The sequence below is a fragment of the Aeromonas sp. R1-1 genome (assembly GCF_040908495.1).
GTDB classification, from domain to species: Bacteria; Pseudomonadota; Gammaproteobacteria; order Enterobacterales; family Aeromonadaceae; genus Aeromonas; species Aeromonas veronii.
This window is the reverse complement of sequence record NZ_JBFODV010000131.1, coordinates 1-24,126: the sequence shown is the minus strand read 5'-3', so window position 1 is coordinate 24,126 and position 24,126 is coordinate 1. Positions and strand designations below refer to the sequence as shown.

Annotated in this window: 20 protein-coding genes; 15 read left to right on the top strand and 5 right to left on the bottom strand. The window is 61.1% G+C overall.

All coding sequences use genetic code 11. The features are described from left to right. Position 1 precedes the first annotated feature (1 nt). Entirely contained in the window at positions 2-1,222 is a 1,221-nt protein-coding gene (locus AB5Y92_RS07725; RefSeq protein ID WP_368226311.1) for a DEAD/DEAH box helicase, read from the bottom strand. A gap of 144 nt (positions 1,223-1,366) precedes the next feature. Between AB5Y92_RS07725 and AB5Y92_RS07720 the strand changes: the two genes are divergently transcribed. Beyond that, positions 1,367-2,194 carry a transporter substrate-binding domain-containing protein gene (locus AB5Y92_RS07720; RefSeq protein ID WP_368226308.1) on the top strand — a complete coding sequence of 276 codons (828 nt, stop codon included), beginning with the start codon at positions 1,367-1,369 and terminating at the stop codon, positions 2,192-2,194. A gap of 58 nt (positions 2,195-2,252) precedes the next feature. Here the strand turns inward: AB5Y92_RS07720 and tpx are convergent, their stop codons facing one another. Continuing rightward, positions 2,253-2,753 (bottom strand): thiol peroxidase, encoded by a 501-nt coding sequence (gene tpx / locus AB5Y92_RS07715; protein ID WP_005341463.1) that lies wholly within the window; start codon positions 2,751-2,753, stop codon positions 2,253-2,255. A 187-nt stretch (positions 2,754-2,940) separates the two neighbouring features. Between tpx and AB5Y92_RS07710 the strand changes: the two genes are divergently transcribed. Then, positions 2,941-5,376: a zinc/cadmium/mercury/lead-transporting ATPase gene (locus AB5Y92_RS07710; protein WP_368226306.1), complete on the top strand. Its 2,436-nt coding sequence runs from the start codon at positions 2,941-2,943 to the stop codon at positions 5,374-5,376. A 210-nt stretch (positions 5,377-5,586) separates the two neighbouring features. Here the strand turns inward: AB5Y92_RS07710 and pulA are convergent, their stop codons facing one another. Further along, entirely contained in the window at positions 5,587-9,651 is a 4,065-nt protein-coding gene (pulA, locus tag AB5Y92_RS07705) for a pullulanase-type alpha-1,6-glucosidase (RefSeq protein WP_368226304.1), read from the bottom strand. Positions 9,652-9,912: 261 nt separating this feature from the next. Between pulA and AB5Y92_RS07700 the strand changes: the two genes are divergently transcribed. After that, the gene (locus tag AB5Y92_RS07700) at positions 9,913-10,326 is read left to right on the top strand and encodes a hypothetical protein (protein WP_164537756.1); all 414 of its coding nucleotides are present in this window, start codon (positions 9,913-9,915) and stop codon (positions 10,324-10,326) included. A gap of 49 nt (positions 10,327-10,375) precedes the next feature. Here AB5Y92_RS07700 and AB5Y92_RS07695 read toward each other — a convergent pair whose 3' ends face one another. Then, positions 10,376-11,104 carry a 1-acylglycerol-3-phosphate O-acyltransferase gene (locus tag AB5Y92_RS07695; protein ID WP_064341633.1) on the bottom strand — a complete coding sequence of 243 codons (729 nt, stop codon included), beginning with the start codon at positions 11,102-11,104 and terminating at the stop codon, positions 10,376-10,378. 185 nt (positions 11,105-11,289) lie between these two features. Here AB5Y92_RS07695 and AB5Y92_RS07690 point away from each other — a divergent pair, with 185 nt between their 5' ends. The 4 genes from AB5Y92_RS07690 to AB5Y92_RS07675 are packed head-to-tail and all read left to right on the top strand — an operon-like array spanning position 11,290 to position 15,035. Continuing rightward, positions 11,290-11,667, top strand: coding sequence for a hypothetical protein (locus AB5Y92_RS07690; protein ID WP_236322783.1), 378 nt, complete (start codon positions 11,290-11,292; stop codon positions 11,665-11,667). Between the two features lie 53 nt (positions 11,668-11,720). Continuing rightward, positions 11,721-13,763, top strand: a complete 2,043-nt coding sequence (locus AB5Y92_RS07685; RefSeq protein WP_368226300.1) for a protein-disulfide reductase DsbD family protein — start codon at positions 11,721-11,723, stop codon at positions 13,761-13,763. Positions 13,764-13,772: 9 nt separating this feature from the next. Further along, entirely contained in the window at positions 13,773-14,516 is a 744-nt protein-coding gene (locus tag AB5Y92_RS07680; protein WP_368226298.1) for a DsbA family protein, read from the top strand. Positions 14,517-14,519: 3 nt separating this feature from the next. Then, entirely contained in the window at positions 14,520-15,035 is a 516-nt protein-coding gene (locus AB5Y92_RS07675) for a protein disulfide oxidoreductase (RefSeq protein ID WP_368226296.1), read from the top strand. A 61-nt stretch (positions 15,036-15,096) separates the two neighbouring features. Here the strand turns inward: AB5Y92_RS07675 and AB5Y92_RS07670 are convergent, their stop codons facing one another. Continuing rightward, complete coding sequence (locus AB5Y92_RS07670) at positions 15,097-15,921, bottom strand: LysR family transcriptional regulator (protein WP_368226293.1); 825 nt, start codon at positions 15,919-15,921, stop codon at positions 15,097-15,099. Positions 15,922-16,051: 130 nt separating this feature from the next. On the opposite strand from AB5Y92_RS07670, the gene AB5Y92_RS07665 reads away from it, so the two are divergent. The 8 genes from AB5Y92_RS07665 to AB5Y92_RS07630 all read left to right on the top strand — a co-directional run bounded on the left by AB5Y92_RS07665 (position 16,052) and on the right by AB5Y92_RS07630 (position 24,100). Beyond that, positions 16,052-16,930 carry an NAD(P)-dependent oxidoreductase gene (locus AB5Y92_RS07665; protein ID WP_368226290.1) on the top strand — a complete coding sequence of 293 codons (879 nt, stop codon included), beginning with the start codon at positions 16,052-16,054 and terminating at the stop codon, positions 16,928-16,930. Further along, positions 16,927-17,679, top strand: coding sequence for an SDR family NAD(P)-dependent oxidoreductase (locus AB5Y92_RS07660; RefSeq protein ID WP_257686740.1), 753 nt, complete (start codon positions 16,927-16,929; stop codon positions 17,677-17,679). The genes AB5Y92_RS07665 and AB5Y92_RS07660 overlap by 4 nt, the downstream gene beginning before the upstream one ends. Before the next feature lie 280 nt (positions 17,680-17,959). Further along, complete coding sequence (locus tag AB5Y92_RS07655) at positions 17,960-18,244, top strand: DnaJ domain-containing protein (protein WP_115521264.1); 285 nt, start codon at positions 17,960-17,962, stop codon at positions 18,242-18,244. Between the two features lie 23 nt (positions 18,245-18,267). Beyond that, a complete protein-coding gene (locus AB5Y92_RS07650) occupies positions 18,268-18,810 on the top strand; it encodes a hypothetical protein (RefSeq protein WP_368226288.1) in 543 nt (180 codons plus the stop codon). A gap of 12 nt (positions 18,811-18,822) precedes the next feature. Continuing rightward, a complete protein-coding gene (locus AB5Y92_RS07645) occupies positions 18,823-19,590 on the top strand; it encodes a hypothetical protein (RefSeq protein WP_005335887.1) in 768 nt (255 codons plus the stop codon). An 11-nt stretch (positions 19,591-19,601) separates the two neighbouring features. Next, on the top strand, positions 19,602-20,504 hold the full coding sequence (locus tag AB5Y92_RS07640; protein WP_368226285.1) for a hypothetical protein: 903 nt from the start codon (positions 19,602-19,604) through the stop codon (positions 20,502-20,504). A gap of 525 nt (positions 20,505-21,029) precedes the next feature. Then, positions 21,030-22,517, top strand: a complete 1,488-nt coding sequence (locus AB5Y92_RS07635) for a peptide MFS transporter (RefSeq protein WP_368226284.1) — start codon at positions 21,030-21,032, stop codon at positions 22,515-22,517. A 704-nt stretch (positions 22,518-23,221) separates the two neighbouring features. After that, complete coding sequence (locus AB5Y92_RS07630) at positions 23,222-24,100, top strand: hypothetical protein (RefSeq protein ID WP_368226281.1); 879 nt, start codon at positions 23,222-23,224, stop codon at positions 24,098-24,100. Positions 24,101-24,126: the final 26 nt, after the last annotated feature.

The following is a 24,126-nucleotide window of genomic DNA, read 5'->3' as shown; positions in this document are numbered from 1 at the left end:
GTCAGCGCTTGCCCTTGAACTGCTTGACGCTGCGTTTGGCCTGAGTACGGCGATTGGCCTGCTTGTCACGAGGGGAGCGCTTGCCCTCCCCGCTGGCAGGCTGGTCGGTAACCGGGAATCCCGCCAGATTGCCCAACGGCAGCTCGCGGCTGGTCAGGGTGCGAATGGCTTGCAGCATGTCACTCTCGCCATGGCAGACCAGCGAGATGGCCAGCCCCTCGCGGCCAGCCCGGGCGGTACGACCGATGCGGTGTACGTAAACAGGGGCGCTGGCGGGCAAGTCCAGATTGATCACCACCGGCAGCGCCTCCACATGGATGCCGCGCGCCATCAGGTCGGTGGCCACCAGCACCCGAATTTTGCCCTCTTTGAAATCGCCGAGCGCCTGCTCGCGCACCGCCTGCTCCTTCTCGCCATGAAGGGCGGCCACCGCAATGCCCGCCTTGGCCAGCTTTCTGGCAACCCCGTCGGCATCATCCCGCGCACTGATAAAGACCAGCACCTGCGGCCACGCCTGCTCCTTGAGCAAGCTGATAAGCGCCGGCACCTTGCTGCTCTTGTTGACCAGATAGAGCCGCTCTTCGATCTCGTTCACCACGCTGTTGAGGGGGGTGGCCTCGATACGGGTAGGCTCGCGCAGCAGGCCGTTGGCCAGCGCCTCCAGCTCGGCAGGCAAGGTGGCGGAGAAGAGCAGGGTTTGGCGATCCGCCGGAATAAAGCCGAGCAGCGCCTTGATGTCGGGAGCAAATCCCATCTCCAGCAAGCGATCCGCTTCATCCAGCACCAGCAGTTGTAAACCATCCAGCCCCAGCAACTGTTGGGTCAGCAGATCCCGCAACCGCCCCGGCGTCGCCACCAGCAGTTGTGGCCCCTGCGCCAGTTCGGCCTGTTGCCGCTCCTGCGCAACGCCCCCACACAACGTCACGATGCGCAGCCCCAGCGCCTCGGCACCCTCTTTTAGCGCGGCAGTGACCTGAATCGCCAACTCGCGAGTTGGCACCAGCACCAGACCCTGCACCTGACTGGAGGCGGGATCCAGCCGTTGCAGCAGCGGCAAGCCAAACGCCAGCGTCTTGCCGCTGCCGGTCTGGGCCAGCGCCAGCAGATCCTGCCCCGCCAGCGCCGCCGGAATCGCCAGCTGCTGGATGCGGGTCGGCGTCTGCAAGGTGACGGGCAAAGAGGCAAGCAAGTCGGGATGAAGGGCAAGTTCGCTAAAGGTCATGGCGCTACGTCAACAAAGAAGTGGGAGGCGAAGTCTAGTGAGCGGGGGCCGAGAAGTAAAACCCTATCCATGATGGTTTGGCCAAGGGGCGCTGACGACGGGCTGACTACACTTTAGCTGACCCATCACCCAGAGAGACTCGCCATGACCAGACACATCCCCCTTCTGCTGCTCGTGGTCACCCTGCTCGGCAGCGCCACCCTCGGCCTGTCGCAGACTCCGGAGAACAACGCTGCCCCCGAGCCGCCTAAACCGATGCGCATCCTCAATGCCCACCTTGGCGAGCTGCCGGGGCTGATCAATGCCGACAAGACAGGCCCCTTTGTCGATCTGGTACACGCCATCGATGACCTCTACCCCGATGTAACCATCAAGATCACCATCTACCCCATCGCCCGTGCCATGGCTGGGGTGATCTCCGGCAAGGCTGATCTGGGGCTGCCCGCCATCCGCAACCTCAAGGATATCGATATGCTGGCTTATCGTTTCAGTACCCGCAGTTTTGGCAAGGTTGCCCATGTCATCTACAGCAATACCAATTATCCAGTCACCACGGATATGGCCTACGGCATAGTGCCCACCAAACGGGATCTGCTGATCGAGGCCGTTCCCGACTATATGCCCTTCCCGGTGCAGCGCTCGATGAGTATCGAGCAGTCACTGCGCAAGCTCTCGCGCGGCCGTATCGACGCCTTTGTCTGGGCGCAAGAGGAAGCCGACCTGATGCTCAAGCAGCTGGGGCTGACCAATATCAGGCGAGAATTTTTCGGAGATTTCGAGGATGTCTTCATCATCCAGAAAGGGGCGGCAGGTGATGAGATGGACGAATTTCTCCGCCAAGCCATCGATCAGCTGGCTGCCACCGGCAAACTGGCCGAAATTTACGAGAAGATCCACCGCCCCTATGTGGAGTGGCAACCCTCCCCAACCGCCAAGGCTGAACCGGCGACCACCCCGCCAGCTACGCCCTGAACGGACAATTCCCGCATAAAAAATCCCGCCGAAGCGGGATTTTTTATGGCTTGCAGCCTTACAGCACGGCCAGCGCCGCAGCGTAGTTCGGCTCGTCGGCCACTTCGGCGACCAGCTCGCTGTGCAGCACCTTGTTGTCACCATCCAGCACCACGATGGCGCGAGCGGTCAGACCGACCAGCGGACCGGAAGAGAAGGCAACGCCGTAATCTTCCATGAAGGCCGCACCGCGCAGGGTGGAGAGGGTCACTACCTTGTCCAGACCTTCGGCGCCGCAGAAGCGGGACTGGGCGAACGGCAGATCGGCGGAGATGCACAGCACTACAGTGTTCTCCAGCGCGCTGGCCTGCTCGTTGAACTTGCGCACAGAGGTCGCGCAGGTCGGGGTATCGACGCTCGGGAAGATGTTCAGGATTTTGCGCTGACCGGCAAAGCTTGCCAGGGTCACGTCGGAGAGATCCTTGGCCACCAGGGAGAAGGGCTTGGCTTGCTCACCGGCGACTGGGAAGTGACCAGCGACGGAAACCGGGTTGCCTTGCAGAGTGACTGAGTTGCTCATGTGTTATGTCCTTTATTGGTGGTGTAGTAAAAATCCGGGTGATCAGTATAGGGGCGGCGAGACCAGACAAACACCCGCGAAGACAAGGGATATAAAGGGGTTGACCTTGGACTTAACACCAAGGTTTAGACTCCTTCTCGGTAATCAGGGATCTCGCAGGGGCGGGATCCATCAAGAGGGACTCATCATGAGCAAATCCTGCTGCAATCATCAGCACGCCGCCCCCATCAAGGCCGTCAGCAAGGCCGTCAGCAAGGCGGCCTCCGGCCAGAGTGAACACCACCACGATAGCCACTGCTGCGACAACACCACGCCCGTCAGTTGCTGTTCAACCCCGACGCCTCATGAGCACGCATCCCGTGACGGCAATGAATCCCCCGGGGATGAAGAGCCTCCCCGAGGGGGCTGTCACGCTCAAGCGTGCTGCTGCACCCCCTTATCGCCAGCTCACGATCATGAGCATGAGCATGAGCACGATATGCCCTCTGCCGACCCGCTGGTTGCGCCGGAGCAAGGTAACAGTCGCCACAGCTGGCAGGTGTTGGGGATGGATTGCCCCAGCTGCGCTCGCAAGATCGAGACCGCCGTCAGCCGGGTGAGCGGCGTGCAACAGGCACGCGTGCTGTTTGCCACCGAGAAGCTGGTGGTGGATCTGGCCCCCGGCCTCTCCCCCGATCCCGTCACCGCCGCCGTGCTGGCCGCCGGCTTCCAGCTCAAGGGCGAGAGCAGCGGCAAGCAGGAGCCCGGCCGTGAGCGCGGACCGCTGCAGACCCTGCTCACCAAATATTGGCAGCCCCTGTCACTGGCCGGCCTGATGCTGGTCGCCGCCCTGCTGCCGAAAGAGCTCGGTCAGCCACTCTTTACTCTGGCGACCCTCTGGGGCCTGTGGCCCATCTCCCGCAAGGCGTGGGCGCTGACCAAAAGCGGCTCTCCTTTCGCCATCGAGACCCTGATGACGGTCGCCGCCGTGGGGGCCCTGTTCCTCGGCGAAACCGCGGAAGCGGCCATGGTGCTGCTGCTCTTTATGCTGGGGGAACATCTGGAGGCCTACGCCGCCGGACGCGCCCGTGCCGGTGTGACCGCCCTGATGGCGCTGGTGCCTGACAAGGCGCTGCGGATCCGTACCACTGCCGAGGGCGAGGTGCGCGAAGAGGTCGGCGCCGATGAGCTGCGTCCCGGCGATATCATCGAAATCGCCCCGGGAGCCCGTCTACCTGCCGACGCCCGCCTGCTCGACGCCCTCGGCGCGTTTGACGAGAGCGCCCTGACCGGTGAATCCATTCCGGTGGAACGCCGTCAGGGTGACAAGGTGCCGGCCGGCAGTCTGGCTGCCGATCGGGTGCTGCGTCTTGAGGTGGTATCGGAACCGGGCAACAACGCCATCGACCGCATCCTGCACCTCATCGAGGAGGCCGAAAGCCAGCGCGCCCCCATCGAGCGCTTTATCGACCGCTTCAGCCGCTGGTATACCCCGGCCATGATGCTGGTTGCCCTGCTGGTGGTGCTGGTGCCGCCCCTTGCCTTCGGCCAGAGCTGGGACGAGTGGATCTATCGCGGACTGGCGCTGCTGCTGATCGGCTGCCCCTGCGCGCTGGTCATCTCCACCCCGGCAGCGGTTACCTCGGCACTGGCCGCGGCCACCCGTCAGGGGGCACTGATCAAGGGTGGTGCTGCGCTGGAGCGACTGGCCCATATCGACACCGTCGCCTTTGACAAGACTGGCACCCTGACCCTGGGCAAGCCGCAACTGACCGAGCTGGTGAGCCTCAATGGCCAACCGGAGACCGAGTTGCTGGCACTGGCGGCTGCCATCGAGCAGGGCTCCCACCACCCGCTGGCCCGCGCAGTGGTCGCCAACGCGACCGAACAGGGGCTGACGCTGGCGGAGGCTCGCGACCTGCGTGCCCTGCCGGGCATGGGGGTTGAGGGACGCATCAACGGTCAACTGTGGCAACTGCTGGCACCGAGCCGGGTGGCGACCCTGAATGTGGAACAGCAAACCCGGATTGCTTCGCTGGAGCGGCAGGGCAAGACCGTCGTGGTGCTCTGCCGGAGCAGCGGCGACCAAGCGCTGCCGGTCGCCCTGCTGGCGCTGCGGGATCAGATCCGGCCGGAGGCGGCGGCCACGCTGCAAGAGCTCAACCGACTCGGGCTCAACAGCATCATGTTAACCGGGGATAACCCCCGTGCCGCCGAGGCGATCGCCACCGAGCTGGGCATGGGCTGGCGCGCCGGTCTGCTGCCGGAGAACAAGGTAGAAGAGATCGCCAAGCTGGCCAGCACCCGGAAGGTTGCCATGATCGGCGATGGCATCAACGATGCACCCGCCATGAAGCGGGCCAGTATCGGCATCGCCATGGGGGGCGGCACCGATGTGGCGCTGGAGACCGCTGATGCGGCGCTGACCCACAACCAGCTCGGCGGTATTGCCGCGATGATCCGGCTGTCGCGGGCGGCACTGGCCAATATTCACCAGAATATCGCGCTGGCGCTGGGGCTGAAGGCCATCTTCCTGGTCACCAGCCTGCTCGGCATCACCGGCCTGTGGATTGCGGTGCTGGCCGATACCGGCGCCACCGCGCTGGTGACCGCCAACGCCTTGCGGCTGCTACGCAAGGGTTAAGCCAGCCGATAGCATCCCAGCCAAAAGCCGTCCCCCAACCGGGACGGCTTTTCTTTTTCCTCTCATTTCTCTCACGGCCCCCCGTAAAAGAAAAAGCGCGCCTGCCGGTCGGCAGTCGCGCTTTGCTTACTCTCTCGGAGTTATCCCACCCTTGGCGAGGTGGAATTCAACCCGGGGGCGCCGAGCCATCCCCCGGACTCAATGGCTTGCTTACTTGACGCTGCACTCCTGAATGACGGCTGTGCCCGCCTTGACGCCAGCCGGGTCAACCTTCACCAGCACACTCCACAGCCCCTGCGGCAGGGTGATGCTGTTATTGGCACTGCCCCCCTTGGAGAAGGCGAACGAATAGCCGGTTTCAGCGTTCACCGCGCCGCCACCGTTGAGCAGGTACTCCTTGCTCCAGTCCTCGTTGGCCACCTTGAACTCGGTGCTGCCGGCATAGTTGAACGCCGCCTGATAGATGGCGAGATCGCCGTCCATTCCCTTGTAGCTCAGCTGGTACTGAGGTTGGGCTCCCCAGCCGGAGAGCTCACCCTTGACGAACAGGTTGTAGCCGAGCGGATTGCCCGCCACCGTATCCAGCACCTTGCAGCTCTGCACCGGCTCGGTGAAGCTGACGCTCAGGGTGGGCTTGTCCTTGTTCATGGCGGTAAACACGAACTTGTAGCTGCCCGCCTTGGCCAGATCGAGCCCGATGTTGCCGGTATCCCCACCCTTGCAAAGGGTCAGCGGAGTGCCGACCACCAGCTTGTCACCGGCATTGCAGCTGCCGTAGTTAATGCTCCAGCCAGAGTCCGCCACCTTCAATTTGGTGTTACCAAGCTGCTCCGCCGTCACTTCTGCGCTGAACTCGTACATGAAGTTACTGGTAAATGTCAGCGGATTCTTGTCGCCAAAACTGGGGTCCAAGAAGCCCTTCAGATAAACGGCGGTGTTGCCAAACGGTGGCAGGGTGCTCAGGTCGGTCTTCTTGCTGACCGGCAGGCCCGCGCCCTGTGCACCAGACTGCGGCTTGACGAACACGGCGGCAGACCAGGCCCCCAGCGTCAGCTGGCCGTTATCATAGGCGGCGCCGCTGGCGATGCTGTCAACAGCGCGATGCTTGCTGCTTAGCACCATACCGCTCAGAACGATGGGCTGATCGTTGCCGTCCCGGAAGTCGCCGATGCTCTGGCTCTGGTTGCTGGCGTTGATCATCACCACCAGACCGTCGATGGCCGGATCCAGATCCGTCCCGGCACTGACGCCATCATCCACCGTCATGACGATAAGGCCGGGCACCTGATCCGGGCCGGTATTGCGAAAATCAACCCGCTTGATCACCTCGGCGCCACTGCCCAGACGCAACAGACGGGAAGAGTTGCGCAGCTCCGCCAGCTCCTGATAGAAGCTCACCATCTGCGCCATCTCGGCCGAACCCGGCTTGGCATGCTTGCCGAGCACCTGCTCAATCAGCGGATAGTTGTCGCCATCCTTGTCCTTGCGCGGCAACCCCTTGTCGAAGTTGTTGTCGCCCAAGGTGTAGTCGACCTTGTTGTACCAGTCGCCCGAGTCATAGCTGTCCCGCTCCATGGATTTGGAACGCAGCAGCTCGACACCGGCGTGGGTGAAGGGAATGCCCTGACCCAGCATGGCTGTCGCCAGCGAGACCCCCTGCATCCGCACCAGATCGGCTCCGGCAGGCGCCTTGTAGATCAGGTTGTCGAACAGGGTCTGGTTGTCGTGCTTGTCGACATAGTTCTGCACTTCCACCGGATCCTGGGCATAACCGGCAGGCTGACCGTTGTAGTCGATCTCGGCGCCTTTCTTCGGCATGCCATCCTTGTCGGTCAGCACGAACTCCTTGAGGTTGCCCGCCATGCCGAGCCGCACCAGATCGGACTGGTGCAAGGCCGTCGCCAGATCCACCTTGCTCATTTCGTTAGGATCGACGAAGGCACCGTTGCCAAAGCCCTGGGTCTTGCGAATGGTATCGCCACCGTCGAACGGACTGCCGCCGCGCACTGCATCGCGCAAGCGGTCGGAGAAGGAGCCGATACCGGTACCGCCCAGATGCTTCTGGGTCGCCTGCACGAAACGCTTGTCATCCTGCACTTCGCCGAAGTTCCACCCCTCGCCGTAGAAGTACATCTCGGGATTGACCTTCTTCACCGCGGCCAGCGCCTGAACCATCTGATCTTTCGGATGGTGGCCCATCAGGTCGAAGCGGAAGGCGTCGATCTTGTAGTCGCGCGCCCAGGTGACCAGAGAGTCATCCATCAGCTTGGCGAACATGGCGTGTTCCGGCGCCGTGTTGGAGCAGCAGGTGGAGTTCTCCACCGAGCCGGTCTCCGGATTGAGGCGCTGATAGTACCAGGGCACGATCTTGTCGAGCACCGACTTGGGGCCGAGCCCGGATTCGTTGGTGTGGTTGTAGACCACGTCCATCACCACGTTCATGCCGATGTTCTGCTTGATGGCCTTGACCATCTCGCGGAACTCCAGAATACGTTTGGTGCCCTCGGCGTTGGTGGCGTAGGAGCCTTCCGGCGTGGTGTAGTGGTAGGGATCATAACCCCAGTTGAAGGAGTCGACGCCGCGCAGATAGCCGGAGAGCTCCTGCACCTGCGGATTATCCTTGCTGTCGCCCCCTTGCAGGTCGGCCAGCACATCTCCCACGGTCTGACCGCCACCACAGTAGCCGCCAAATTTTGATGTTTTCACATCCGGATTGACCTGACAGAGCTTGCTGAAGTCATCGCCGAGATTGGCTACCTTGGCCGGATCCTCGTTTACGGTGGCGATGTCGAACACCGGCAGCAGGTGCAGGTGGCTGACGCCGCTCTTGGCCAGGGATTTCAGGTGGGTGACGGGCACGCTGTCGCTGTCGGTCAGCCCGAGGAACTTGCCACGGTGCTCCACCGGGGTGGAATCATCGTTGCCGGTCAGGTCGCGAACATGGGCCTCGTAGATGGTGATGTCGGCGGGGTTCTGCTGGCTGTGGGGCGCCTTGAGGCTGTCCCACCCTTCCGGTTTCAAGGCCGGATCGTCGAGATCCACTACCTGACTGAACTCGGAGTTCATCGCCAGACTCAGGGAGTAGGGATCGGTCACCTCGTAGTGCTCAACCTTGCGGCTCAGCGGATGGTAGACCTCCATATCGTAGCGATAGAACTGGCCGATCAGCTCGCTGCCCCCTTCATAACTCCAGCTGCCGCTGGCGCTGTCAAAGGTCATCGCTACCTCGCCACTCTTCTGGTGGCTGGCGTTGTAGAGGGCCAGCTTGACCGACTTGGCGGTCGGTGCCCAGAGACGGAAGGTAACCCGATTGCCCTCTACCACTGCGCCATAGCTGAGCTTGGTCGCCTCGGGAGCATAGAGCGCATCGAGGGCACCGGCGCTCTGCACCAGGGTAGCTCCTTGCAGGATACCGTCGGCATCGGTGCCGATAGCCACCAGTTCTCCCTTGAGCAGGGGCTTGAGATCTTTACCGGCAGGCAGGGCAAAGGCGGCTGCATCCTTGAGGTGCGGATATTTGGCCTGCTGCTCGGCAGTCAGACTGGTCGCGGTCAGGCTGATATAGGGGAAATCGAACACCCCATCGGCATTAGCCTTGATGGTGCCCGAGTCGGTGTAATAGAGGCGAACGTGGGGCTTATCCTTGCCCCCTTGCCAAATCAGGGTATTGCCATCGATCAGATGAGCGCTGGCCCCCGCTACGCCAAAGGCGGCGGTAAAGGCTTCGGCACGGCTGCCAAACAGCTCTTTTTTGCCAGCCACGATAGCCACGGTGCGATCCGGGTGCTCACTGAAGCTCACCTTCATATCGCTGCCGGTCAGGTTGGCCAGATCGCCGTTGCGAGCGATAAAGTTGATGCACCCTTCCACATTTTTGAGCGGCACGACCCAGGCCGGACCAAAGCTGTCGGCGGTGGCAGGAGTCTTGCTCTTGTCATCCCACCCAGTATTCAGGCCACTATCAGCCGTTGCCTTGCAGGCGTCGTTGTTCCAAAGGTGCAGGCTGTGGCTGTCAAACGGTGCCTTGGCCCCTTTGGCTGCCGACTGGGTATCCACCAGCGCAATGACCACCTGATTCTCCCCGGCAACCAGCAACTCTTTCGGGGGATCCATCTTGGGCAGACGGGCGACAGGCCCATCGGTGACTTCAGGTGTAGGCGGTGTAGGGGGGACGGGGTTCACACCGGAGGCATCAGAGCTGTTGTCATTACAGCCAGACAAAAGCGCGAGCAGTGAGGCTGTTACCAGCGCCACTTTGGTCTTTTTCATATCCATATTTTTATAATTCCCGCTGTAGTTAGTCTCGATAGTCGAGCACCCGGTTATTGCCAAGCGGTGCCATATTAATCAGCGGCAATCGATTCAAATGTGAGCGGAAAGGCAAAAAAGCCATACAGTTTCAACAAGATAACGTTTTCAGACTGAAACTTCGATCCGGCTCACAGACCTCGCAGCCATTTGGCCTCATATCTGGAAAACGGCAGTCACGGGGTCAGAAAAGCAATGTCTGATCAAGTGGATAGACAAGGAGTAAACATGAAACGGATTGAAGAGCAGGCAAGACGACTCGATCAGGAGTATCAGGCGATCGGGCAGCTATTCGACCAGTTTTGCCAGCAGGCTGGCACCCTGGCCGAGCAGTATCACTTCTTCAACTGGCCCGATTATGAAGACTCGCCCCCGCTGAGCCGCGCCTTCACCCTGCTGGGGGAACCCCGCGAACTGCGGCTACGCTGTCAGCCCGGTGAGCGCTCCGCCCTCAACGGTCTGCTCCAGGTGGTAGCCGAAGATGGCACTGTCGATGCGAGCCTTGGCTTTGGTGCCGACGGACAGCTGCTGCTGGAGTCCGGCAAACTGCTCGACAACCCGCCGCAACTGCTGCTCAAGCTGCTGCTGGGCGCGGTCTGGCAACACAAGCACCAGGATGAGATCACCGGGCTGCCGCACTGAACCATCAGTGATGTAGAGATAGTCCTTTTCAATTCATCTGCGCTATCCGTCAGGCGGCATGGCTGTGGCCCAGCTTGCTGTCCAGTTCGATCAGCTTGGCCTCCATCCGGGCGCGGCAGGTGTCGGAGAGATCGCGAATGCCGCTGGCACCGTGCTCCTTGCTGCAGACCGGGGCCATCACTTCCACCAGCACTTCGCCGTTGTCCCAGCGATTGAGGTCGACCTGACCGAAGTAGCTGGAGCAGACGATGGGCACCACGGGCACTTCAGCCTGTACCGCAGTGTGGAAAGCACCTGCCTTGAACGGCAGCAGGCCACGCCCCTGGGAGCGGGTCCCTTCCGGGAACATCCAGATGGAGGTGCCACGGTTCTTGATGCGATCCACCACCTGACCTATGGTGCCGATGGCACGGGAGCGGTTGGAGCGGTCGATCAGCACGTTGCCGGAGAGCCAGAAGATAAGGCCGAACAGCGGCAGCCAGAGCAGGCTCTTCTTGCCCACCGCCACCACGCCAGGCTGCACCGCACCGGTCACGGTGAAGATGTCGAAGTTGCTCTGGTGGTTGCAGACGTAGACCGCCGGGCCGACCGATTTGACCTCGTCGGCCACCGTCACCTTGACTCGCAGCCCGATCAGCGGGCAGACCGCGTGATACATGCGGGCGAAAACATAGACGTTGTTGGGATGGCGCGGACGAACCAGACAGAGCAGCAGGCCGAACAGGAACCAGAAGATGAGCAGCAGACCAAGCAGCAGCACACGGGCAATTTTGAGCATCGAACACCTCGAGTTTTAACTCGGCGCAGTATACTGATCCCCCTTTTAGCGAACAAGCGTTCGCCAAACAGAACCGACCACCCTCCCCGTCGCGCCACCCACAGTCCTGCACATCAATACGCCGCCGACTTGCCCCACCCGTCATTGGTCGTTAGGATGGCCCCATCTTGATGGACGGGGCGAACATGATGTTGCAACAACGGGTAGCGAAACATCTCCTGCTGCTGGTCTGCCTGCTGGTGCTCAATTGTGCGGCCCAGCCGCTGGCCCGGCTTGCCCTGCTCGATCACGCCCTCAGCTGTCAGGCACTGCCCGTTCCAGGCTCGGCAACGGCTCAAGAGGATGCCAAACCGGCCAGCCCGCAGCCCACCAGCTGCCAGCTCAACGGCAAGTGGCTAAGCGCCGCCACCCTGCTCTGCGTCGAACAGCTCTTCTTTGCCGTGGCCGTGCTGATCGCCCTGCTGGCCCCCCTTTGGCGCTACACACCGCCACTGCCCCCTCCCAGAGTCATCTCGCCGCCCGAGCGGCGTCTGCACCTAACCCTGTGCGTCTGGCGGGAATGAGTTCGGCAGCGTTCTTTCGTTAGCTGTCACTCAATTTTTGCGAGACCAAAAAGATGTCGAATCTCTTCAAGGCGGCCCTGCTACTGGGCGGTCTGCTGTGGCAATCCATGGGATTGGCCAGCGACACGGGCTGGCTCACCAGCCCACAGAATGATCACGCCCGGGTACGGCTGCAGGCCGACCGCAGCACGGCAGATCAGACCCGCATCCTGCTCGATGTCGAGCTGGAGTCAGGCTGGAAAACCTACTGGCACAGTCCGGGAGAAGGGGGGATTGCCCCCCAGATCCTGTGGGATAAGCCGGTCGGTAACTTTCAGTGGCGCTGGCCGGTGCCACGCCACTTCGAAGTAGCCGGGCTCAGCACCCAGGGTTATCAGGGAGATGTGACCTTCCCCCTCAGCCTCAACGATCCCGCTGGGCAACCGCTCAAGGGGACTCTACGCCTCTCCACCTGCAGCAATGTCTGCATCCTGACCGACTTTCCCTTCACCCTCGCGCTGGATGGGCAGGCCCCGGCCGACTTCGATTTTGCCTGGGCGAAGGCGATGAGTACCCTGCCCCAGCAATTGCCTGCCGCAACCCGGGTCGAGCTCGGTTATCAGCACAACCAGCTGCAACTGCGCGCCGAGCGGGCAGAGGGCTGGCAATCACCAGCGCTCTTTATCGACGCTCTGGAGGGGGCCGAATTTGGCAAACCGGCGCTTGAGGTTGAGGGCAACACCCTGATCGCCCGGGTACCGGTGAGCGACGGCTGGCAGGGGGATGCGCCGGATCTGCGCGGCCAATCCCTCGGCCTGCTGCTCACCAGTGGCGAACAGGCGTGGCAGGGCAAGGGGACGATCGGCGCACCGCTCGCACTGCCCAACCAGAGTCATTCGCTGTTCTGGTTGCTGGGAGTGGCGCTGCTCGGCGGCCTGATCCTCAACCTGATGCCCTGCGTGCTGCCGGTGCTGGCGCTCAAGCTGGGAACTGTGCTGCAACATCAGGAGCGTGAACAGGGAACGGTACGCAAGCAGTTCCTCGCCGCCAGCGCCGGGATCATCGCCTCCTTCTGGGTGCTGGCGGCCATGAGCAGCCTGCTGCGCGCCACGCAAGGAGCCGTCGGCTGGGGCATCCAGCTCCAGAGCGCCGGTTTTATCGGCTTGATGGTGCTGGTCACCCTGCTGTTTTGCGCCAACCTGTTGGGGCTGTTCGAGATCCGCCTGCCCAGCGCCCTCAGCACACGCCTTGCCACCAGCGGCGGCAACGGCCTAGGCGGTCACTTCCTGCAGGGGAGCTTCGCCACTCTGCTGGCGACCCCCTGCTCGGCCCCCTTCCTCGGCACTGCGGTGGCCTTTGCGCTGGCCGCCCCCCTTGATCAGCTCTGGCTGATCTTCACGGCATTGGGAATTGGCATGAGCCTGCCCTGGCTGCTGGTGGCAGCCCTGCCACGGCTCGCCCTCTGGCTGCCGAAACCAGGGCGCTGGATGAACCATCTGCGCATCCTGCTCGGCCTGATGATGCTGGGCTCCAGCCTCTGGCTCACCAGTCTGCTCGACAATCATCTCGGCAGCTATGCCACCGGCTGGCTGATGGTTGCCATGCTGCTGGCACTGCTGGCTGGCATCATCTGGCGTTACGGCATGCGCGGCTTCACGCTGGCGATCGCCCTTACCGCACTGATTGGCAGCCCCCTGCTGCTGAGTGGCGCCTTTAGCGCGCAGGGCTCGGCCAGCGTTGACAAGGTGGTCTGGCAGCCGCTCTCGGAACGTGCCATCACAGATGCGCTGGCCCAGAACAAACGGGTCTTTATCGATGTCACCGCCGACTGGTGCGTCACCTGCAAGGCCAACAAATACAACGTGTTGCTACGCGATGAGGTGCAACAGGCCCTCTCGGCCCCCGATGTGGTGGCCCTGCGCGGCGACTGGAGCAAACCGAACGACACCATCGCCGCCTTCCTGCGTAAGCGGGGCGCGGCGGCCGTCCCCTTCAACCAGATTTACGGCCCGGAGTTGCCGCAGGGGGTCACGCTGTCACCCCTGCTCGACAAGGACGATCTGCTGACCACATTGGACAAGGCTGGCCTGCTTCAGGCTGGCACCACCCGATTTTAAGGAGCAACCATGAAACCGACTCTGAGCGCCCTGACCCTGCTGGCCTCCCTTTCCGCAACCCTGCTGGCTCCGGTCCTGCACGCCGCCCCCTTCACCCCGGAGCAGGAGGTGCGCATCAAGGAGCTGATCCGCGAGACCCTGATCGCCAACCCCAAGATCCTCGACGAGGCCGCCGAATCCTGGGAGAAACAGAACGCGGCAGCCCAGGAGGCGCAGCTTGGCAACTTCATCAAGGGCAACAAGGATGTGCTGTTCAACAGCGCCACCAGCCCGCGCCTCGGCGCCAAGAACCCCAAGCTGACGCTGGTGCTGTTCACCGACTACAACTGCCCCTACTGCAAGCAGTTCGATCCCCGACTGACCAAGCTACTCAAGGCCTATCCGGACGATCTGGGGCTGGTGATCAAGCTGCTGCCGTTCAAGGGGCAGACCTCCGCCAAGGCGGCCCAATACAGCCTGACCCTGTGGCAGCAAGATCCCGCCCGCTTCCTCACCCTGCACGACAAGCTGATGAGCAAGCAGGGGATGCTGACCGAGGCGGATATCAACAAGGCGCTGGCCGCCACCGGCAACACCGCGCTCAAACCGGCCGCCAAGGCGACCGAAGAGCTGCGCAACAGCCTGCGCATCGGCACCATCCTCGGGGTACAGGGCACTCCGGCGACCCTGATTGGCAACCAGCTGGTGCCGGGCGCCATACCTTATGAGGAGCTGGAGCAACTGGTGAAGGCCGAACTGGCCAAGCAGGGGTAAGGGATGACTACCAACCCTCAACCCCGCTGGTGCCGCTGGGGCAAGGAGGCGCTCTGGCTGCTGCTGATGGCGCTGGTCATCTCGACCCTGCTGGATCTGTGGCGCAGCCCGACCCTGCCAGAGGGGGCGATGAGCGCCCCCGTCACCCTGCAGGATGGCAGCAGCACGGATCTCGCTACCTTAAGTCAGGGCAAGCCGCTGCTGGTCTACTACTGGGCCAGCTGGTGCGGGGTGTGCCGTTTCACCACCCCGGCCGTGCAGCAGCTCTGGCAGGAGGGGGAAAACGTGCTGACGGTCGCGCTGCGCTCCGGCAATGCAGAGCAGCTTGGCAAGGGGATGAGCAAGAAGGGGCTCACCTTCCCGACCCACAACGACGAGTCGGGAGATCTGGCTGCCCAGTGGCAGGTAGGGGTCACCCCGACTTTCCTCATCATCAGGGATGGGACGCTTGTGAGCAGCACCACCGGCTGGAGCTCGAAGTGGGGCTTGCAGCTGCGGCTCTGGTGGGCGTCGCTTTAGCCACGCGGCATCGTTGCCTGCAACAGGGCCATCCCACCGGATGGCCCTTTTTATTGCGACATCAGGCGGGGAGCTGCATCCCGCGCACCTGCGCCAGCAGGGCGACCACCGCCGCCGATCGTAACGCATCCGGGGCGTAGCAGAGCCCCACCCGCCGCTTGAAGGAAGAGGCCGCCAGCTCGGCGACCGTACAACCGGGCGGACAGAGGGAACGGGGCAGCCAGGCGATCCCCGCCCCGGCGGCCGCCATAGTCGCCGCCAGTCGCAGCGACCCCGCCCGCCGTGGATATATCGGCGCCTGATTGCCGAGGATGGCGATCAACCGCAAGTGGGATTCGTGGCGTGGGCAAGTAACCCAGGGCTCGTCCGCCAACGCTGCCGGGGTGAGCGCCCCCTTGCCCGCCAGCGGGTGATCCGGCGGCAGCACCAGCACAAACTCCTCCTCCAGCAGGGGGATAAAAAGCTCGTCGCCGCAGCGCAGGGATTCACAGCCCAGCCGCACATCGCCACAACAGCCCTCCTCCAGGGTCAGCAGGATCTCCTCGTGGGCTAGCGCCCCGTTGACCAGCGCCCCCACCACGCCATCGCCAAGGTCTGCCTCAATCCCCACCGTCAGTTCGAGGCAGGGGGAGGTTTCACGAAACTCGCGGGCGAGGGAGTCGGTGTCGGCGATCAGCCGCTTGGCGCGGGGATAGAGCCGGTGCGCCGCTTCGGTCCCCTCCACCCCGCGCGCCTGCCGCACAAACAGGGTCACTCCCAGCTCATCCTCCAGCGTCTTGATGGTGGTGGAGAGGGTGGGTTGGGTAATGAAGAGGCGGGTGGCTGCCGCCGTGATGTTGCGCTCCTCGAAGACAGCCACAAACGCACGCAGGGTTCGCACATCCATAGATTTCACCTATACCAGATAGTCATAAAAGCCATTTTTCACGGCGACACTGGGCAAATATAGTTGCTTACCTGCCACAAGGCATCCCAATTCCCTATATCAGCGTCTATCAACACCGTCAGGAGCCATCATGCGCCATCTCTCTGTCATCGGCCTCGGGGCCATGGGCTCCGCCCTCGCCACCACCTTGCTCAAGGCGGGCCATCCGGTCACCGTCTGGAATCGCAGCGCCGCCAAGGCGGCCCCGCTGCAAGCGCTGGGAGCAACACTCGCCCCCTCGGTTGGCGCGGCCATCGCCGCAAGCGATATCACCCTTGTCTGCGTCGATAACTACGCCGTCAGCCAGCAGCTGCTGGATGAGGCGAGTGATGCGGTGGCAGGCAAGCTGCTGGTGCAGCTCTCCACTGGCAGCCCTCAGGGGGCCCGAGTGCTGGAGAGCTGGAGCCACGCCCGCGGCGCCCGTTATCTCGATGGCGCCATTCTCTGCTTCCCGGATCAGATTGGCACCAGCGATGCCAGCATCATCTGCTCCGGTGCCAACACCGCCTTTAGCGACGCCGAGCCGGTGCTGCGCCTGCTCGCCCCCACCCTCGACCATGTGGCCGAGGCGGTGGGCGCCGCCGCGGCGCAAGATTGCGCCGTCGCCGCCTACTTTGCCGGTGGCCTGCTCGGTGCCCTGCACGGCGCGCTGATCTGCGAGGCAGAAGGGCTGCCGGTGGCCAAAGTGTGCGCCCAGTTCAGCGAACTTTCCCCGATTTTGGGGGGCGATGTGGCCCACCTTGGCAAGACGCTGGCGAGCGGCGATTTCGATCACCCCTACGCCAGCCTGAAAACCTGGAGCGCCGCCATCAGCCGCCTCGCCGGTCACGCCACCGATGCCGGGATCGACAGCCGCTTCCCGCGCTTTGCCGCCGACCTGTTTGAGGAAGGGGTGGCACAAGGGTTTGGTCAGCAGGAGGTGTCGGCCCTGATCAAGGTGCTGCGGGCGCGCAATGGAGCGGCACAATGAACGAGCTGACCAACCAACCCCAAATTGCACTGGTCACCGGCGCCGCTGGCGGGATTGGTCGCCAGCTCTGCATCGGGCTGGCCGAGGCGGGCTATCGGGTGATCGCCACCGATCTGGCTCCTCACGCTTTCGACCATCCCGAGATCCACTTTCATCCGCTCGATTTGCGGGACGAGCAGGCTATCACGCGCCTCTTTGCCGAGGTGCGCGCGCAGCATGGCGGCATCCATCTGCTGATCAACAACGGCGCCATCAGCAAGTTCCACACCCGCTTCGAGGAGCTGAGCGCAGCCCAGTTTGATCAGGTGATGACGGTCAATGTGCGCGGCGCCATGCTCTGCGCCCGCGCCTTCGTGCAGGCCAACCGCGGGTTGCCCTATGGCTGCATCATCAATATCGCCTCCACCCGCTGGCAGCAGAACGAACCGGGTTGGGATGCCTACGGCGCCTCCAAGGGGGCGCTGGTCGCTCTCACCCAGTCCCTCGCCAACTCGCTGGCCGACCATCCCATCACGGTCAATGCCATCAGCCCAGGTTGGATCCAGGCGGAGGATTACCACACCCTGACCGAGGCGGATCACCGCCAGCACCCGAGCGGCCGGGTCGGGCGCCCCGACGACATCACCCGCGCCTGCCTCTTTCTGGCGGATCCTCGCAACGACTTTATCAACGGCGCCAATCTGGTGGTCGATGGTGGGATGAGCAAGAAGATGATCTACCACACCTCCGCCTCCTTCTGGGAGGAGTAACCCCTGTGGCGGCAGCCTTACCCCGGCCTGCCGCCCGCCCCTTTCCTGCCTGTTTTTTCATCGCTTTTGCCCCGCTGCCCTTGCACTGACCAGATCGACTGGCAACAATAGACGCTCAACTGACACCTCTTCATCTCGCCCGTTAATTGATCGCCCAACTCATCGCGTTGGCGGGCTGTTTCCGTTAAAATGACGGGTTTTTGCCGTGCCTGGTTTGCCAATCCCCACCATCAGGCACTCGCAGCGTGAATCCTATGATGCCAGTGATGCAGGATCTGCCATGAACAACTACTTTCGGGTGCTGGGCGTCAAGTCCAACGCCAGCGAAAACGACATCAAGAAAGCCTATCGTCGGCTGTCAAACCAGTACCACCCCGACAAGCTGCACGGGGCCAGTGAAGAAGAGAAAGAGCAGGCAGCCATCAAGCTGCACCAGGTAAAGCAGGCTTATGAAGTGCTGTCCGATCCGAAACAGCGAGCCGCCTTTATCAAGGATTTCAACAACGTCATCGTGACCGACCCCACCTCCGCCATGCAGGAGATGTGGGATCAGTTCTACCCCTGAAACAGCAGGCAGAAAGAGCAACTATGCAAAAGAGATGGGACCAGGCGCGGCTCAAGTCGCTGCAAAGCGATGCCAGCGAAAACATCGAATCCTACCGGGATCAGGACGACCCCAAGGGGCTGGAACAGTTCACCGACCAGATGAAGAGCCTGCTGCTGGCCGATATGAGCATGCTGGAGTTTATGCCCGAGTATCTGCCGCTGGCTCTCTATGGCCGGGTGCAGTTCCCGGCCAAGGCCAAGTCGCTGTGGAACAAGTGGCTCACCAGCGGCGAGCAGCCGGGCTGGGACGAGTTCAAGGTGAGCGTCGGCTTCAACAACGCCGCCCTGCCGCTGGTCAAAGCGGTGCGGGCCCAGAGCGAAGATCAGCTGATGGAAGCCTGCGCCGTGCTGTTCCTGCTCGACAACCAGCTGCCGCGCGGCAGCCACCGCGGCGATGACGACTATGAGCTGCGCGACGAAGAAGATGAAGACGGGGAAGATGCCGACGCCGACTACCATGGCGGCAGTGACCGCTATGGTGATGACGACGGCGATCAGGATATGTACGACGAAGTCCGTTTCTAATTGGGGCAAGGCATGAGCAACAGTCTGATAGAAATTACCGCCATCGAGATCAAAGAGCTGGCCGTTATCGAGCCGAAGCAGGCCAGCGAGAAGTTCGAGCTGATCGCCAAGACCATGTCTGACGACCAGCTGGCAGAAGTGATTGAAAACATTGATATCGTTACCCTGACCCAGATTAACGGCCAGCACGATATCTCCTTCCCCTCCATCATCTCCGAGCTGATGACCCCGGAGCGGATCCGCGACATCGTCTGCCAGCAGCCGCTCTACTGGGAAGAGGCGATCAAGAACAACGCCGACGAGCTGCAACAGCACACCTTCGACTTCCTCAACTACCTGATCCGCACCCAGGATAGCGAAGCCAAGCAGCGCGAGATCCTCGAGTGCGTGGCCGAAGATCCGGCCGGTCTCTTCTACCTCGCCATCCCCTTTATCGAGTTCTATCGCGGCGATCGCTATGAAGAGGACGAAGGCTATCGCGACGTGCTGCACGCCGAAGAGGAAGATCTCGAAGAGTCCCTGCGCTACAGCGAGCGCCAGCAGAGCGAGGATGTCCACGACTACGCGCTGGATGACCCGCGCAGCCTCTTGATGCTTATTCGCGAGCTGGCCCCCGAGGTGGAGAAAGCCATCAAGGCGCTGCTGCGCAACGAGCACTCCACTTGGGACGGCATCATCAACAAGTTTGCCGCCGAACTGGTGATGCAGGCCAAAGAGAAGAACAAGGTCGAGGAAGACGAGTACGGCGACGTCGACGACATGTTCAGCTTTCTGGATTAAGGAGCCCATTCATGCAGTTAGTCATTCGCGATGCCAACCAGGGCCCCTTTCTGACCCAGGTGCTGCGCTTTGGCCGCGACAACGAACTCTTGAGTCAGCAGCAGCTGGCCGCCATCAAGGGCAAGGCGGTGCTGATGAGCCTCAAATTCGCCGACAAGTACTACAACAAGTACAAGATGCACCTGCTGGAGCAGGCCGCCCACGACGTCATCGGCGTGGTGAGCCTCGGCCTGCAGGAGCTCTCGGCGCGGGATCCGGCCAAGGCGCTGGCGCTGCTGCAGGCGCCGGAAGGCCCCATCAAGCCGTTCCAGAAGGGCTGGTCAATGCTCATTACCGTCAGCCCCAAGCAGGTTGGCAACAGCCTCTACGGTGACGTGGATGCGCGGCTCTTGGACAAGATCTCGAGCCCGCCCGATGTGGAGGAGTGGCAAGGGTGGCAGGAGTACGAGAAGGCGCTGACCGAGCACAACAAGAGCCGCCTGATGGCACTCATCGACCAGCACTTCTTCGCCTGCGAGAGCGACCACCCCACCATGGAGGACAAGCTGGCCGAAGCGCTGCTCTACCGCATCCTCTGCGGCAAGGGCAGTGGCGCCGCCCCGCTCAAGGTGAAGCAGGATCTCAAGCGCAAACTGGCGCGGGAGATTGAGCTCGACGAGGGCTGGTATGACACCGACTACCTCGCCGCCCAGCTCGCCCTGATGCTGAGCGCGCTGCCCGCCGACATGGCCGCCGCCCTGCGGCAGGAGCTGAGCCCGGGCTTTGTGCCCAATCTGCTCCACACCCTCGGCTTTGTGCGCCAGTACCAGCTGCTGCAAAAAGAGAACGCCTCGCCGGAGAAGCTCGACAACATCGAGATGCGCGCCGGTCTCAAGCATCCGCTGCTTGGCTGGCCGCTCTACCACGACTTCTAAGGCCGCTTTCACCGCCCATCAGTCGCACCACAACGCCCGGCCCGCCGGGCGTTGTTCTATCCTCCCCTCACTCTCTCGACAGCAGAGAGGGAACACACGCAAGTCACCCTGAGGCAACCCCTTCTCCTCCCGATATTTATTCACTCAATGCCCAAGGATGAATAAACAACCTGCAATACAACAACTTGGCGCCAGCTGCGTTTCGGGACAAAAAAGCGGGACGAAGATCCCGCTACAGCGCCATAATCGGCACCAAATAGCCGACTGGATCACATCAACCGTGTCGCAATCACGTGGTAAATCGAGCTACAACCACGGCTCAATTGCGCATAAAAAGGCGGAATAGATCAATAAAAAGCAATTAATCGCGCCGGATTAAATTTCAGGTATGGCTATTTGTACCGCTTGGCCGCTAAATGACAGACCGGCCTTCAGACCAGCATGGAAGCGCACAAGGCTAGCCGGCAGCAGACCGGTACGCTCTCAGGACGAGTTATGACTTTCTTCTCTCACAGGAGACAGACCGTGAGCGCTTCGAATCAACACCCCACCATTCCCCCCGGCTCCGGGGCGCTGTTCTTTATCCAGACCTTCTCGACCCTGGGGTTTGCCGTGCTCTACTCCACGCTGGTGCTCTACGCCACCAAGCGGCTCGGCTTTAGCGAATCCCAGGCCAACGCCATGATGGGGGTCTTCGGGGCCTTCAACTATGGCCTGCACCTGTTTGGCGGTTATCTCGGCGGGCGCTACCTCAGCAACCGCAACCTGTTCGTGATGGGGATGGTGCTGCAGGTGATCGGCTGCTACTTCATCGCCGAGATGGGGATCACCGGGCTCTACTGGGGGCTCGCCATGTTCCTCACCGGCAGCGGCCTCAACGTCACCTGCCTCAACATGATGCTGACCCAGCGCTTCGCCCCGGATGATCACCGCCGCGAGAGCGCCTTCCTGTGGAACTACGCCGGGATGAATCTGGGCTTCTTTATCGGCTTCACGGTGGCGGGCTACTTCCAGCTCACCGAGGATTACCGCACCCTGTTCCTGTTTGCGACGCTGGGCAACATCATCGCCATCATCGCCACCTTCGCCTGCTGGCCGATTCTGGCGGATATCAGCACCCCGCTGCGCCATGTCAAAGGGAGCGGCTTCTGCCGCCGCATGCTGGCCGGGATCGCCATTCTGGCCATGCTGGTGCCGGCGCTGCGCCTGCTGCTGACCCACGCCAGCTTCAGCGGCAGCTTCGTGCTGATCCTGGGTGCCGTGGTGCTGGTGCTGCTCTGCGTGATGACCGCCCGCCATCCGGACGCCGCCGAGCGCAGCCGCATGGTGGCCTACCTGATCCTCGCCCTTGGCTCCCTCATCTTCTGGTCGCTCTACCAGCTGGCGCCCATGGGGCTGATGCTCTTCTCCGAACACAACATCAACCTCAACGTGTTCGGGCTGCGGGTCGCCCCCCAGTGGATCCAGAACATCAACACCCTCGTCATCGTCATCGGTGGCCCGCTGATGGCGCTGCTGTTCAAGCGACTGCGCGAACAGGGCTGGAATATCGACATCCCCTCCCAGTTTGCCGCCTCCCTGTTCTGCATGGGGCTCGGCATGCTGGTGCTGCCGCTCGGCATCCATCTGGCGGGGGCCGACGGGCTGGTCGCCTTCAAGTGGATCGCCATCAGCTATGTGCTGCAGAGTTTCGGCGAGCTGCTCATCTCCCCAATCGGTTACGCCATGATTGGCAAGCTGGCCCCCGCCAGCCTGCAAGGCTTGATGATGGGCTGCTGGATGATGGTGACCGGCGTTGCCTCCGTGCTGGCGGGCTATGTCTCCAGCGCCATGCCGCAGAATATCGGCAGCTCTCCGGTGGCCACCAATCCGGGTTACAGCTCGGTGTTCAACATGCTGGGCTGGGGCTCGATGGCGGGCGGGATCGTCCTGCTGTTGCTGGTGCCCCGCCTGCGCCAGCTGATCGCCTCCAAAATCACCCCGCCACCGGCAGCGACAGCTATTCCTGTCTAATCGGGTTCGGGCCAGGCCCCTGCCAGTGCGAACGGTTAAATCAGCAACGCGGCTGCTCATGCAAAGGGCCCCGCCATCATGGATGGCGGGGCCCTCTTTTTTGGCAGGGTGGATGGCTCTTTTTAAGGTTGGCAAGCTGGTGCTCGCTGTGGGGTTTGCCTCTATCGTCAGCGTCCCCTCACCCTAACCCTCTCCCAAAGGGAGAGGGGATCAGCACCTGCCAACCTGTAGCCGTAGCTGTCACCCTTAGCTATCACGCCATTCCACGGTCACTATCAATGGCTGCGATCTCTGCTCCCTTCTCCCACTCTTTGCCATAGATAAGGGGAGAAAGGTCGGGGATGAGGAGGGGCAAACCATCGACAAGCAGCAGAACGTTAAAGAAAACAGAGAGAAGTAGGGTCGATTAGCGAAGCGTAATCGTCCGCACCGTAATCCCGGGGGCGATGGACATAGAGAAGAGATCAGCTGGCGCACCAGCAGAATTACGGCAACCTGTTTTCGCGATCGTCTGATTACGCTTTGCTAATCAAACCTACGACCTTTATTGGAAGCCACAAAGATATGAAATAAAACAGATAATGCTCACATCTCTCACTGGAAAAGCTTCGGACAAATCCATTCTACAGATATACTGATGAACAACATTGATTAACATATTAATTATTTTTAAATCATAAAATGGGGCTTGTGAGGTAAACGACATGACATTGAAGTTCACTGGTACATTTGATGACTTGGAAAGCAGACTAGCTTCCTTAGGTGGAGCTTGGGATAATAACCAGCCTAACAAGAAAGTATTACGGTTAGGTAATGGCGTCATGAACTGGTTTGAGAGTACTGGCTCTATAAATTTCCAAGGTAAGGATCCAGACAAATCGAAATTAGAAACAAATGTACCCAAACTTTTATATCCTACTGAACCTCAACAATTAAAAGAAACAACTCCCCCTTCTGTTAATACATTCACCGACAGCGAGAAAAAAGAAACACCATCTCAACAGGACAGTCCATTATCTTTAGAGATACAATATTTAACAAAAGGGATAAATGAAAGTGAGTTAATAATTGGGATTGTCAGTTCCGTCGGAACGGAATACAAAAGAGTAACAGAGCCATTAACTGACAAGCTACAAGGTTTTGGCTATACAGTAAAAGAAATCCGTGTCTCGAGCATACTACCAAAATACAATGGTAAAAATGAATATGAAAGAATAAAACATTATATGCATGCAGGGGATTCTCTTAGAGAGAAAAGTGGAAACAATGCAATTTTATCTGCTGGCGTAGCTAAAGAAATATCTAATTCGAGAACTACTGGGACTCTCAAAACAGCATATATAGTTAATTCATTAAAGCATCCCAGCGAGGTCGAGCTTTTACGAAAAATTTATGGTGATGGTTTTTATTTAATTGGCATACATGCTGATGAAAAAAGACGAAGACAGCACCTATGCGAAGACAAGGGATTAACTCAAAGCGAAGCCAATGAGTTAATTAAAATCGATGAGGATTGTCCCGTCCTGAATATGGTTTACACCTTTCCCCCTAATAAATGGAGAACCCGATGGGACAAGGTGTGAAACGGACACAGCGCGATTACTCGCTG